This is a genomic window from Paraburkholderia kirstenboschensis (assembly GCF_032806925.1).
In the GTDB taxonomy this organism is placed as follows: domain Bacteria; phylum Pseudomonadota; class Gammaproteobacteria; order Burkholderiales; family Burkholderiaceae; genus Paraburkholderia; species Paraburkholderia kirstenboschensis.
On record NZ_CP136512.1, the window covers coordinates 299,016 to 312,311 of the forward strand.

The 13,296-nt window shown below is 58.1% G+C and carries 9 protein-coding genes; 2 read left to right on the forward strand and 7 right to left on the reverse strand.

The genetic code is table 11. The annotated features are described in order from the left end of the window. Positions 1-18: 18 nt before the first annotated feature. Complete coding sequence (locus RW095_RS09995; RefSeq protein WP_317018807.1) at positions 19-2,337, reverse strand: polysaccharide biosynthesis tyrosine autokinase; 2,319 nt, start codon at positions 2,335-2,337, stop codon at positions 19-21. Between the two features lie 1,118 nt (positions 2,338-3,455). On the opposite strand from RW095_RS09995, the gene RW095_RS10000 reads away from it, so the two are divergent. Together RW095_RS10000 and RW095_RS10005 are read left to right on the forward strand one after the other, a co-directional pair. Then, positions 3,456-4,337, forward strand: a complete 882-nt coding sequence (locus RW095_RS10000) for a GlxA family transcriptional regulator (protein ID WP_027779766.1) — start codon at positions 3,456-3,458, stop codon at positions 4,335-4,337. A 104-nt stretch (positions 4,338-4,441) separates the two neighbouring features. Then, positions 4,442-5,467, forward strand: coding sequence for an ATP-grasp fold amidoligase family protein (locus tag RW095_RS10005; RefSeq protein WP_317018808.1), 1,026 nt, complete (start codon positions 4,442-4,444; stop codon positions 5,465-5,467). 124 nt (positions 5,468-5,591) lie between these two features. Here RW095_RS10005 and RW095_RS10010 read toward each other — a convergent pair whose 3' ends face one another. The 6 genes from RW095_RS10010 to cyoA form a co-directional block, all read right to left on the reverse strand. Further along, positions 5,592-6,914 (reverse strand): hypothetical protein, encoded by a 1,323-nt coding sequence (locus RW095_RS10010; RefSeq protein ID WP_317018809.1) that lies wholly within the window; start codon positions 6,912-6,914, stop codon positions 5,592-5,594. A 987-nt stretch (positions 6,915-7,901) separates the two neighbouring features. Further along, positions 7,902-8,765, reverse strand: a complete 864-nt coding sequence (locus RW095_RS10015; RefSeq protein ID WP_394365144.1) for an MmyB family transcriptional regulator — start codon at positions 8,763-8,765, stop codon at positions 7,902-7,904. Positions 8,766-9,364: 599 nt separating this feature from the next. Continuing rightward, entirely contained in the window at positions 9,365-9,697 is a 333-nt protein-coding gene (cyoD, locus tag RW095_RS10025) for a cytochrome o ubiquinol oxidase subunit IV (RefSeq protein WP_128585010.1), read from the reverse strand. Next, positions 9,698-10,306: a cytochrome o ubiquinol oxidase subunit III gene (gene cyoC, locus RW095_RS10030; protein WP_317018811.1), complete on the reverse strand. Its 609-nt coding sequence runs from the start codon at positions 10,304-10,306 to the stop codon at positions 9,698-9,700. Positions 10,307-10,309: 3 nt separating this feature from the next. After that, positions 10,310-12,316, reverse strand: coding sequence for a cytochrome o ubiquinol oxidase subunit I (gene cyoB, locus RW095_RS10035; protein ID WP_317018813.1), 2,007 nt, complete (start codon positions 12,314-12,316; stop codon positions 10,310-10,312). Positions 12,317-12,319: 3 nt separating this feature from the next. Continuing rightward, entirely contained in the window at positions 12,320-13,213 is an 894-nt protein-coding gene (cyoA, locus tag RW095_RS10040; RefSeq protein WP_317018814.1) for a ubiquinol oxidase subunit II, read from the reverse strand. Positions 13,214-13,296 lie beyond the last annotated feature (83 nt).

A 13,296-nucleotide genomic window follows, 5' to 3' on the forward strand; every position in this document is an offset into this window, starting at 1 on the left:
AACGACGTAGCAACTCGCTCACGTTCGGAGAGACCCACTGGTTGCGTCGGTATCGCCATAGTCGCTCGCATAGTTGGTTGCATAACCGTAGGTGCGAGTACTGCGCCGAAGCGGAATACCGTTGAATACAGCACCGGCGATGCGGCCGTCCGCGCGCTCCATCTTCTTCACGGTGTCCTCGATTTCCTCCTCTGATTGCATTCCCGAGCGCAACACGAGTAGCGATGCACCCGCTTCGCTTGCGATGATCGACGCGTCGGTGACCGCAAGGAATGGCGGCGTATCGAAGATCACCAGATCGAACTGGCCGCTGAGGCGCTCCAATACTTCCTTGAAGCGCGGCCTCGCGAGCAACGCGGCTGGATTATCCGGGCGCGAGCCGCAAGACAGGAAGGACAGACCGTCGATACCCGTATGCCTCAGTGCATTGCGCAGCGGCATACGGTCCGAAAGAACCTCGGAAAGTCCGCCGCGATTGTTCTGATTGAAGAGCGATGCGAGATGGCCGCGACGCATATCGGCATCGATCAGAAGAACTCGCGCGCCAATCTCGGCCTGCAAAGTCGCAATGTTGGCCGCGACAAAGCTCTTCCCCGCTGATGGAGTCGGCCCGATCACCATCAGGATGTTGTTGCGCGAATGTGCGAGATCGCGTGCCAGCGAAGTGCGCACTGCTCGTAGCGCTTCCACCGACGAATCGTGCGGGAAGCGTTCAGCAAGCACCTTGGTGCCGCCGCCTGCCACCTGTATTTCCGGTACGCCGTCCTTGGCCGGCTGAGGTAGTCCAGCTCGTGCCGCAGCGCCCGGCAGCGATTTCGCGCCGGTGTTGGTTCTGTCGAGCAACAACTGCTGCTGGCTGAACAGGATCTCGCCGAAAACCGGCACGCTCATTCTGCGTTCGACGTAACGCGGATCCGTTACGCCCGTCAGTACATGTCGGCGCATGAAGACAAGCACGACGCCGGATACGAGGCCCAGTACCAGTCCGCCAGGCAGCACCAGTATCGGCTTGGGTTTGACCGGACGATGGGGCGTAATCGCCTCGTCGACCACGTGCGCCCCGCCAGTAGTACTTGCACGCCGCACCTGCAATTGCTCCGCCTTCTGCACCATTCCCAGGTAGATCGTTTCCGCCACCTTCTGCGCGCGAATCAGATCGACGCTCGAACGTTCGGACGCTGGCATACCGTTGAAGTGGCCGTCGAAACTCGCCTTCGCGTTCTTCAGTTGCGCGAGCTGCGTGTCGACGCTTTGTACCCAACGGCTTTGCGGCGTATAGCGCTCGAGCAGCTGCGTGCGCTGCAACTGCAGCGTTGCGATCTGCCGGTCGATGTCGAGGCCGCCTTGCAGGTACGCTTGCGCTTCTGCTGTCGGCTGCATCGACTGCGAATTGGCCCGGAATGCCTTCAGCGCTTCTTCGGCTTTCCTCAAGTCTGCGAGTAGACGAGGAAGTTCTCCGTTGATGAACGCGAGCGTCGTGGTGTCGTTGAGTTGCCGGCTGGCAATTGCCGTGGCCAGGTATTGCTGGGCCAACGCATTCGCGACTTCGGCAGCCTTCGCCGCGCTGTTGTCGGTGTATTCGATCTGGAGAAGACCCGAGTCTTTCACCTTGTCGCTAACCTTGATGATCGAGTCGAAACGCTTGATCGCGTCGACGGCATTCCACCGCACCACCGTGAACTCGGTGCCCGGCCGCGCGACCAGTTCATCGACGCGCATCGAGATGCCATTAGCCGACACCTGTTTGCCAATTGCGCCATGGAGGAATACCTGATCTTGCGGCCCACGCAATTCGTAGGTATTGTCCTCTCCGGCAACCAACGTCATTTTTTCTTCTTCGAGATCTTTGGGAACGTCGAGCGTGCCGATCTTTACCTGCTCACCTCCCCACGCGTACGACTTGAGTCCAAGCCATGGCCGGGACGGCTCACCGGGCGTCGCGAACTTCTCTGCGATATCTCCGAGCAAAGGCAGTTTATGCGGCGTCACAGAGATATCGAAATGGAAACGTTGAACGACCGGCTCCAGCACGGAGCGGCTGCGCATCACCCCCATTTCCGTCACGGTCGACGGCGCGGGCGGAGGCATGTTCTCCTGATTCTGAAGCGCGAGCCCCAGCGCATTCGGTTCGGGCGGATCCACGCGAATGAGCACGTCTGCGGAATAGATTGGCGATGCGATGAGTAGATAAGCGGCAGCCAGGCTGAAAACAACGACCGTGGTAAGTACGATCTCCCAGATATGGTCGCGCATCAGACGCAGCATGGCGCTGGGGCTGAGTTGGCCGCGTTCTGTACTGGCAGTCGCCGGGAGCGAATTCAGAGGGTAGTAGTCCACCGGTTTGATCCTTCCATGTTTGATGGGCACAGTAATGAGTCGACACCGCCTGGCTGCACCAACGGTCCGCATCTCCAGCCGTCTCCGGCAGGAACGCATATGGCGTAGGCCCGACGTTTGATCGGGGACTACGTCATGGTTTGCCAAGCCAAGTGGCTGTCCACCTGCTTGAATTGATCAAAGGCTGCGCCGCCAGCAACACGGCTCGCCCCGTCTCCAGACTTTCGAACCCCCAGATCATGGAGCGACAGGTTTTCGCCGCGCTCCGCGTTTTATTCCGCACTACAAATTGTTAGCGTTCTAATACACCGGAAAACCGACCTACGGCCAACTTCGCAAAGCGCGGTCCGGCCCGGACTCACGTGAGCGATGCCTCGTCGTACGTCGTCAGTGCAAGGCACTTAAAGACACGGCAATTACTACACCTCGAGCAACCTGTTTGTGCGACAGGGTGAAGAAATTGCGCATTGCTGGCATTCGAGCGCTTACCGGGGCAATCCCTATTGCTACAGATGCTGCAGTGAAGCATAGCGCCCGTTCGAATCAGTGCATCCCCCGGGGCGTAAATTCGGGTGCTATTGGCCGATTCCGTGGAAGAGATCACCACGCAACACATAATTTAGAAAGTGTTGTAGCTATCTGCAATGGATGTAACAGAGTGATACCGCTTTCCGGATTCAGCGTTACGCGCCATTCTATGTCTCTTCCGTCGGGCCGATTCCACGTAATTCGCGCCATACGCCCGGCGAAGCTTGCCACACGGGACTTTCGGGGCCAAAACCGCCCTTCTCCGCAGTACCGGCTCACTCAGTGCTCCAGGCAATTGTTGCTGATCCGGACAGCTTTTCGTATGCCTTTATTTAGGTGCGCAAGGTAAGTATTTCCCCAATCCTCCAAATTGCGCCAAAACACCATCGATTACCGGCCACCATCGCCAGGGTGATTTGAGTACGCTAATCTCGTCACGTAGGCAGTGATTCACCCTGTTTGGAGAACTAAGCGTGACGACTTCCACCGATTTTCTCAGGTCGTACATTGATGCGCACCGGACCAGTCCAAAAGTGGCAACACGGAAAGCAGCAAAGCACATTGGGCTTTTAGTGTCCCAGGAATGCTCCATGGCGACTGCTGGATCGATCGGCGACGCATTCCGTCTGGCAAACGAATTGTCAGAAGACACAGCACCCGGCTCTCCCTATTCCCTTTCAGTGCTTTCTGAAAGCGGAGGGCTTGTGACCAGCTCCTCTGGCATATCGATCTGGACCCAAAGTATCGAGCGCCATCGGCTCGGCGAATTCCACGCGTTGTTCGTCGCCTGTCGCGACGCGGCGAGGGCATTGGAGTCCAATGACCGTCTGCTCTCCTGGATAGCCCGTCAAGGTTCTATTGCATCGTTCGATATCCAGCAAGGCGCGAACATGGTCGTCATTTGCAAGGATCCGCTGCATTCCACAGTGCCGATCTTCGTATTCGACGATGCTCCGACTACAACGCGGACCAGTAGTGCAACGCCGACAGACCTCGCCCTTGCGCAAATCGAACGCGACCTCAGTACGGAGATTGCCCGAAAGATTGCCGACATGCTGCAAACGACCTACGTCGAGTCTGACAAATTCGAACTGGACGACGCGAGCATTACCACGACAACGGAGAAGATTCGCGAATCTGCCCGCTGGATCAAGGAGAACTACAGCAATCCCATCTCCGTTGCAAAGGCCGCGGAATGCGCGGCGATGAGCAAACGCAACTATCAGCGCCGCTTCAAGTTCGAGTTCGGCATGACTCCGCTCGAATACCTGCTGCGCACCCGTTTTGAAGTTGTTCGCGCAATGCTGCGCAACACCGATCTACCTGTAGACAAGATTGCGCGGCGGTGTGGAATGGGTGACGGCAATCGCCTTGGCCGCCTTTTCAAGGAACGCTACGGCATGTCGCCTACGCAATTCCGCGCGCAGCAGCGTCTGGAAGTGGCAGAACGATGCGTCGCGATCGACGATTGACGGGCCGGCATCAACATAGCCGGGCGGCGCGCGATTGAGAGACCGCGCCGCCCTGCCGCGCGCGCAAATCAAGCGTCGCCAGGCTATCAGATATGGAACAGATAATGACAACCACCAAATCTGCGCAGTTCTCTAATGAAACCGGTGCGTCTACCCTGCGGGGCAGGGAAGCCGACATGTCGGAAGATGACGCACCCGACGACTGGCTGGTCTCGCACGACGCCGGCAAGCCAGCACAGCCGAAACGCAGACAGTCGAACGTCAGAAGGCTCAAAGAAGCGGCGAAATCGATGCTGCCGGCACCATTGTTCCTTAGCCTGTTGCATCACAAGGAAATTGGCCGCTACCCGAATCTGCGTCGGCCCACGACCTTCAACGAAAAAATCCTGCAAAAGAACTTGCGGCCCGACCCGTGGTTCGTCGAATTGACCGACAAACTCACGGTCCGCGAGTATGTCGCGAAAAAGCTAGGCGAAAAGCACGTGATACCGCTGCTGGCCGTCCCAGACGCCTTCACGAAAGAAGTGTTCGATGCTCTGCCGGATGCGTTCGTGATGAAGGCAAACCACGGCAGCAGCTATGTAGAGGTAGTCAAAAGCAAATCGGCAACCTCATTCGAACGGTTGCGGGATCTGGCAAACTACTGGCTGTCGCTCGACTTCTACAAGATTGCTCGCGAAAGACACTACCGCAAGATCAAGCCGCGTATCTTCTTCGAGCATCTGCTGCTCGACAGCAGCGGCAACATTCCCGCCGACTACAAACTGCACTGCTTCGGCGGGCGTAACGGCCGCCCCATCATCTACATCCTGGTGATCTCCGACAGATTCGGCGAGAACACAAGAGGTGATGTGTACGACGTCGATTGGAACCACCTCGACATAGCAATCGGGTATTACAAACGCAGTCCGGTCCCGGCGCCGCGCCCCAAAAACCTCGATGCCATTCTGCACGCGGCCACGAAGCTCTGCGAGGACTTCGACTATGTTCGCGTGGACCTGTATGCACCAGATAACCTGGTGTACTTCGGTGAACTTACGTTTACGCCAGGAGCAGGTGTTCTGCCTTTCACGCCGGATAGTATCGATTACGACTGGGGAAGATTAGTGCCAGACACATTCTGCCGCTGATATCAGACACACAACGCCTGACGCAGCATGTACGAATAGATGCCGATGCAACGCAAAATGAACCGGGTCCCATCCTGCAAGCCAGGCGGGACCAGGTTCATTGACTGACAAGCGACAAACTCGCTCAGGTGTCGGCGTGGCTCGACGTGAAGCTGGTAAATGCGTTGTACGGCGCGTCCACCGGTTTGCCGTTGATCATGATGCCGTAGGTGTTGTTGCCGCTATCCAGCACGTAGTACATGACCGACTGTAGGTTGTGGGTCTTTCGTGCCCCGTAGAATGCCGCAAGCCTGTCCGAGATGTAATTCCCGCGGTAGGCCTCCGATTGATCAGGGCCCGCGTTCCATTCGGTGACGATAAGCGGTACGCCATAGCGAGCCTTGCAATACGTTGGCAGGTCGAAGCCCGGACCTGAACCGTCGGTCCCAATGTTGAACAGGTCACCATACGCTTCGTAATTGTGCCAGGTCGTGATGTCCCAGCGCACCTGCGGATGGCCGCCGCTGCCGTCCGGTTGCCTGCCGTCCCACAGCGCGTCGGACGCACCCACGTCTGCAACGCAGAAATTGATGCCGCACTTCGCGGACGACTGTACCGACTTCACACCGTCGATCATTCCGCGCATGACACCGCGCATGATCGGCCAGTTTGTATTGTTGAAGTCGCTCACCTTTGAGCCCGCGGCCGTGAAGTCCACCACAGTCGCATCCTGGCGCGTCAATTCGTTGCCGCATTCGTAGATCGTCACGCCGTAGGGCGCCAACGCATTGGCGACGGTCGCGCCGACCGAGTGACCACGGTTATAGGCGGCCGACTCGCTGGCCATCACAGCGCCGCTCGCATCATATACGCCCTGATCGATCAACACCAGCAGTGAGAGTCCGGCCGATTGGAATGCCTGCGCGAGCTTCACCACAGCGTTCAATTGCTTCGGATCGTCCGTCGCGCCGACGCGGTAGCTCGTGCAATTCATGCCCTTCAGAATCGATACGACCTTCTCGGGCGTGTACGTATAGTCGAAATGCCCGTTGATGCCGTAGAAGCTTCCCGGAACAGAAGCAACGTCGATGCGCGGATCGCCACAGGGGAGCCATTGCTCGGCAACCTCCGCGTTCACATAGAACTGGCCACCGGTGCCGCGAGCCCAGATCTTGCCGCCATACCAGAGCACGAGCGACACGTCGTATGTGTTGCCGACGGTAGAGCCGTTCCTGTAAATCACGCCGTTGGCGAGCGTCCAGACATCGCCGGCGCTGTCGGTGATCGAAGCGGCCGAGGGCATGACGGTGCCGTTCGCGGATGCAGCGGCAGCTTTCGCCGTTGGGCTCGCTGAAGCCTTGGCTGCCGGGCTCGCGCCGCCGTCTTCACCGCCGCCACCACAGGCGCTCAAAAGGTAGCTGCCGGCAAGGGCCGTCAGGCCACCAAGAAATTGTCGTCGTTTTAACATGTGCGTTTTTCCCACTGTCGAGAAAGTCTCGATAAAAAAGCCAAAAATGAGTTTTTGAAGTTCGGTAGAACTGTGGTTTTTAAACAGCTCTTATTAATTCGTTATGCTTAATGATCCAAAATGGCATGTTGCATCGTCAGCACCTGCAGTAAGTGCGATCACATTGCCGGAGACAACGTGGATTGAATCGCCTGGCTTGCAGACAAAGCTGCGCCTATCGCAATGCGCTAGACGCCGCGACACTTGATGGACCAACTGGAGCAAACTCTACGGCACCATCCGCCGCTGGATCATGTGGATTGTCGCGCAAACGTTTAACCCGGAGCGTGCAAGCGACTGCACCGCTCGGAAAGTTGTTCGCTTCCAGGCCGCGACAGGGGTAAATCGTACCCGCTTACGCTGGGTAGGTCACATGGAAATTAGTCCTTTCCGGCCAAAAAGCAGGATCCTTTCCGAGAACTTCGCATTTCGCAAAAATTCCTGCTTTCTGATGATGATCGGAAGATTAGATGGATAGCACGCCCAGGCATTTGACCCCGTAAGAAGATTTCGTTTTTCATCGGACTTGCAGTAACTATTTCGCCTTCAGCCTTTTTGTCACCACCGGACGAGAAATATCTTCTTAAATCAGACGATTACATACTGAACGAGGCACACATCGCATCGCCGACGGATCGAAATTTCCTCATTCAATCGTCCTAAGAAAATTCCTTTCTCATGGTTTACTCTATTTCGTCACTAGCTTTTCGGCGCGCGGCCGGGCGGCGGCAGAGGCCCGCCGTTCTCCCGAGTTCTGCGGGCGCGGGCGCCAGTAATCAACGGCGCGAGTTATCGCGACCCCATTGAGCAAGTGTCAGCCTCGCCGAAATAACCGCGATATTCAATCACCGCGCTCGGGTTTCAAATTACGCTATTAAAATTTTGATCGAGCCTATTTCTCAATCTGTCCGGCTTTAATCAGAGTTACCGAAACCGCGCGAAATCAAATCATGACGATCCCGGCCCTCGCGACTTGACGAGTTCAGCGACCTTTCGCGCATCGTCCGGCGTAAGCGGCGTGTAGACCACCATGCCGAGGTCGGGCCGCCCGTCGACGGCAAACGCCGAGTATTCGAATCCGATCGGTCCCGCTATCGGATGCCGCAAATGCTTGACGCCTCCACCGTGGCTGCGCACGTCGTTGTCGCGCCAGATAGCTTCGAAGTCGGGGCTCAGGCGGCACAGCTCGTCAACCATCGCTGCAACTCTGGAAGCAGCGCCTGCGCGCGCGGCATCGGCCCGAAACGCGGCCACGACGAAGCGTGCAACGCTTTCCCAATCGGACTGAGCGGCGCGCACCCGCGGGTTGCAAACAATCAGGCGAAGTTTGTTGCGCTGCTCCGGCGGCAATCTGCCGTAGTCGGTCAGCATGGCAGCGGCAGCACGATTCCACGCGACTACGTCCCACGTGGCGGTCCTGATAATGGGTGGACTTAACTGCAACGAGTCGAGCACGCGCTGCAGCCTGGGCGTGACGCCTTCCGTATCCCGATAGCGGATTTCGGGCGGACGACCCAACGCGAGCAGAAACAGATGCTCGCGCTCGACGTCGGTGAGCAGCAACGCGCGCGCGATCCGCTCCGACCTCGGGACTCGCCATGATAAGCAGTCGCCCCGCGACTGAGAACGATCCGCCCATTCCCACTTCCGCCGCCTATCCCCGCGCCTCCGAAGCAATGGCGGCCTCATTCGCGGCACGCGGCGTGTGCGCGTCGGTGGTGCGACTGCCTCCTTCGGTGCATGGCGATGGCGATCACGGCTTCGTGCCGCGCCTCGCGGACTTCGCGCGAGAGAAAGGCATGCCGGCGTAATAGGTGCGGGGCTCAACCGTTGGCCCGCCGTTCATCGGTTGGATGCAGATGGGTGTTCCGGCTGGGCGCTGGAAAAAGGCACTGCCGGTGCCCGCTATCACGCGGTCGCCGATGAAGGCGTGCCGTTCAAAGACATTGCAGAAGTAATAGGCCGGCGCCTGAACGTGCCGGTCGCGAGCACGCGTCAGGAAGAAGCAGACAGCCACTTTGGATGGTTCGCGAGGTTCGCGCAAATGAATGTGCCGGCAACCAGTCATCAAACGCGGCAACTACTTGGCTGGGAGCCGACACGGCCTGGATTGCTTGCCGATAGAGATCGCGCGGAATATTTCGCAAGATAAGACCGTGCGGCGCGGCAGACCGACAATGTTCCGCAAGATCGCACGGGCGACGGTCGTGTATCAGCGCTCTTCGCCGTATCGTCGGGCTATCGCTTCGGTTCCCGCTGGCTCGCCCGCGTCACCAGGAACCGCGTGGTGACACGTTACGACCGCGATACGGCTCTGATCGAAGGTGGCATCGGCGTACGGTTTTGAGGGCTTTGTACGAATCAGCGAGCGAAGCGAAACCGCTTCATACACCGACGAGCAAGCCGTATGGTTACCGCGACATCATGTTCATACTGACGTTATGCATGACCCACACGGTGCCGCCGATCAGGAACAACGCGGCTAATGCCGTATAACCAAGCGCCATGACGTTCCAGCGTTGTCCAGCCGACATGTCGATGTGCAGGAAAAACACCAGATGCACGACAATCTGCACGAAGGCAAGAACCGAAAGCGCGATCATCGCCGTTTGTGCCGGGAAGGCGCCGCGCATTACAAGCCCGAATGCAGCGGCGGTCAACACGACGGAAAGCAGGAACCCGCCAACATAGCCGCGCATGCTGCCGTGGCTTTGCTGCGCCGAAACTGATTGCATGTGAGCCATTTACAGCACGCTCCCAAGGTAGACGAAGGAAAAGACGCAGATCCACACGATGTCGAGGAAATGCCAGAAAAGACTTAGACACGTGAGACGCGTGAGCTGGCGTTCCGACATTTCCGGACTCCGCACTATCTGCACGGCCAGCACCACCATCCACACGAGGCCCACCGTGACGTGCAGTCCATGCGTGCCGACCAGTGTGAAGAACGACGACAGGAACGCACTGCGGGAAGGTCCAGCGCCCTCGGCAATCAGGTGCGTAAACTCGCGCATTTCCAGAAAGAGAAACGCAAGACCGAGCACGAAGGTCACAGCAAGCCAGCCCAGGACAGCGGCGGACTTGCCGCGCCGGGCGCCCAGCATCGCAAAGCCGTAGGTGATGCTGCTCAACAGCAGCGCGGCAGTCTCTACCGCGACCCCGCCAATGTCGAACAGATCCTTGCCCGACGGACCGCCCGCGAACTGATGCGACATGACCGCGAACACGGCGAATAGCGATGCGAACAGCACGCAGTCGGTCATCAGATACAGCCAGAAGCCGAACACCGTATCCGACGAACCGTGATTATCGTGTGCGCCGTAGTGCGCCACGGGGATTGTTTTCTGCGACATCGATCAGGCCTCCACAGCTTCGAATTCGCGGCTTGGCACCGCAGCGGCCGCAGGGCCACGCTTACTTTCGATTTCCCGCACGGTATCGGCGGAGATGTAATAGCCGTCGTTGTCGCCGAAGCTGCGTGCGATCAGCGTGGCCACGATAGCCAGCAGTGCCGCGACAGCGAGCCACGTGATGTGCCAGACGCCGGCGAACCCGAGCACGAGACTAAACAGGCCGATGAGCAACCCCGCACTGGTGTTGGACGGCATGTGAATGTCCTGATACGCCGTGGCTTTCGCGAGACCGTTTGTCGTCTCCTTCATGTGGGCGTATGCGTCGAGCTCGTGCACTGTCGGAATGACGGCGAAGTTATAGACCGGCGGCGGCGACGCTGTCGCCCATTCGAGAGTGCGGCCGTCCCAAGGGTCGCCCGTTACATCGCGGTACTCGGGTTTTTTGCGGTTTGCCACGCTGACCCACACTTGCGCCACCTGGAAAACGACGCCGACCGCGATCAGTGCCACACCGCATGCCGCCGCAATCATCCATGGATGCCACGCCGGATTGTCGTAGTGGTTCAGGCGTCGTGTCATACCCATGAAGCCCAGCACGTAGAGCGGCATGAACGAAGCGTAGAACCCCACGAACCAGCACCAGAACGCGCACTTGCCGAGCTTCTCGTTCAGCTTGAAACCGAATGCTTTCGGGAACCAGTAGTGGAACCCTGCGAGATAGCCGAACACCACGCCGCCAATGATCGCGTTGTGAAAGTGTGCGATCAGAAAGAGGCTGTTATGCAGCACGAAGTCCGCGCCGGGAATCGCCATCATCACGCCGGTCATGCCGCCGATCGTGAACGTGATCATGAAGCCGATCGTCCACAACACGGGCGCGGAAAACTCGAGGCGCCCGCGGTAGATCGTGAACAGCCAGTTGAATATCTTCACGCCGGTTGGAATCGCAATGACCATTGTCATAATGCCGAAGAATGCATTGACGTCCGCACCCGAGCCCATCGTGAAGAAGTGATGCAGCCAGACGAGAAACGCGAGCACCATGATTGCGCACGTTGCATAAACCATGGTCCGGTATCCGAACAGCGGCTTCTTCGAGAAGGTCGCAATAACTTCCGAATAGATGCCGAATGCGGGCAACACCAGAATGTAGACCTCGGGGTGGCCCCATGCCCAGATCAGGTTCAGGTACAGCATCGCATTGCCGCCTGCTTCGTTCGTGAAGAAGTGCATGCCCATGTAGCGATCGAGCCCGAGCAGCGCCAACGCCACCGTAAGGATCGGGAACGTGGCCATGATCAGCACGTTCGAACAGAGCGCCGTCCAGGTAAAGACCGGCATTTTCATCAGCGTCATGCCGGGCGCGCGCATCCGCACGATCGTCACGAAGAAGTTGATGGCCGTAATCAGTGTGCCGACGCCTGACAGCTGCAGACTCCATATGTAGTAGTCCACCCCGACGCCCGGGCTGAATTTCAACTCCGACAACGGCGGATAGGCGAGCCAGCCGACCTGTGCGAATTCCCCGATCACGAGCGACAGATTCATCAGGATCGCGCTAATCGCCGTCATCCAGAAACTGAGTGAATTGAGGAATGGAAACGCGACGTCGCGCGCTCCGATCTGCAGCGGCACCACCAGATTGAACAGGCCGACCATTAGCGCCATTGCCATGAAAAAGATCATGATGACGCCGTGAGCCGTAAAAATCTGATCGTAATGGTGCGGTGGAAGATAGCCAGGCGAGTGATACGCGAGCGCAAGCTGAAGGCGCATCATGACCGCGTCGACGAAGCCGCGCACGAGCATCAGCACCGCGACGACGATATACATGACGCCGATCTTCTTGTGATCGACGCTCGTCAGCCACTCGTGCCATAGCCATTTCCATTTATGGAGCCGGGTCAGTGTCGCCACCACGGCGAGCACCATGACGATCATGAGTGCGCCCGCCCCCATGATGATGGGTTGATCGAACGGGATCGCGGAGAGTGTCAGATTTCCGAGCATATGCTAACCCTTTGTGCGGCAATTGCTGTTCTGCAAATCGAGGACATTGCCGTTGTTGTACTTTGCAATGATGTTGGTGAAGACCTTCGGGTCGACCGTCGAGAAATAGCCGACCGGCTCCTTCTCGCTCGGTTGCGCCACCGAGTTGTACTCGTTCATGTCGAGCCGCCGCGGCGAGGCCTTCACTTTTTCGACCCACGCATCGAACTGCGCGGGAGTGACGGCGAGCGCGCGGAACTTCATGTCGGAAAACCCTTTGCCGCTGAAGTTCGCGGAGATGCCGGCGTAGTCGCCCGCATGGTCGGCGATCAGATGAAGTTGCGTCTGCATGCCCGCCATTGCGTAGATCTGGCTCCCCAGTTGCGGGATGAAAAACGAATTCATCACGGAATCGGACGTGACCTTGAAGTCGACCGGCGTACCCACGGGAAACGCAAGCTGGTTGACCGAAGCAACACCGAGTTCCGGGTAGATAAAGAGCCACTTCCAGTCGAGCGCCACGACCTCGACCTTGATCGGCTTGACCGCCGATTCGATGGGTCGGTATGGGTCGAGTTCGTGTGTGGTGTTCCACGTCAGAATGCCGAGGAACAGAATGATGAGGGTGGGCACGGTCCACACCACCGTTTCGATCGCGGTGGAATGCGCCCACTTTGGTGCATAGGTCGCGCTACGATTGCTTGCACGGTAACGCCAGGCAAACACGAGGATCATGACGATCACCGGCACGACGACGATCAGCATGGTCATTGTCGCCGTACTGATCAGCGACTTTTCAGCCACACCCACGCTGCCCTTTGGATCGAGCACATCGAGATTGCTGCACCCCGCGAGACACGCGACGAGTCCAGCCCCCACGGGTATCAACACCCGTTCAATGGTCTTCTTATTCACCATATCTGCCTGATTTCCATGGACCGATCTGAAACGCTACAAAATGTTCTCGGCATGAAGACCAGACCAATTACTTCATGCGCGGT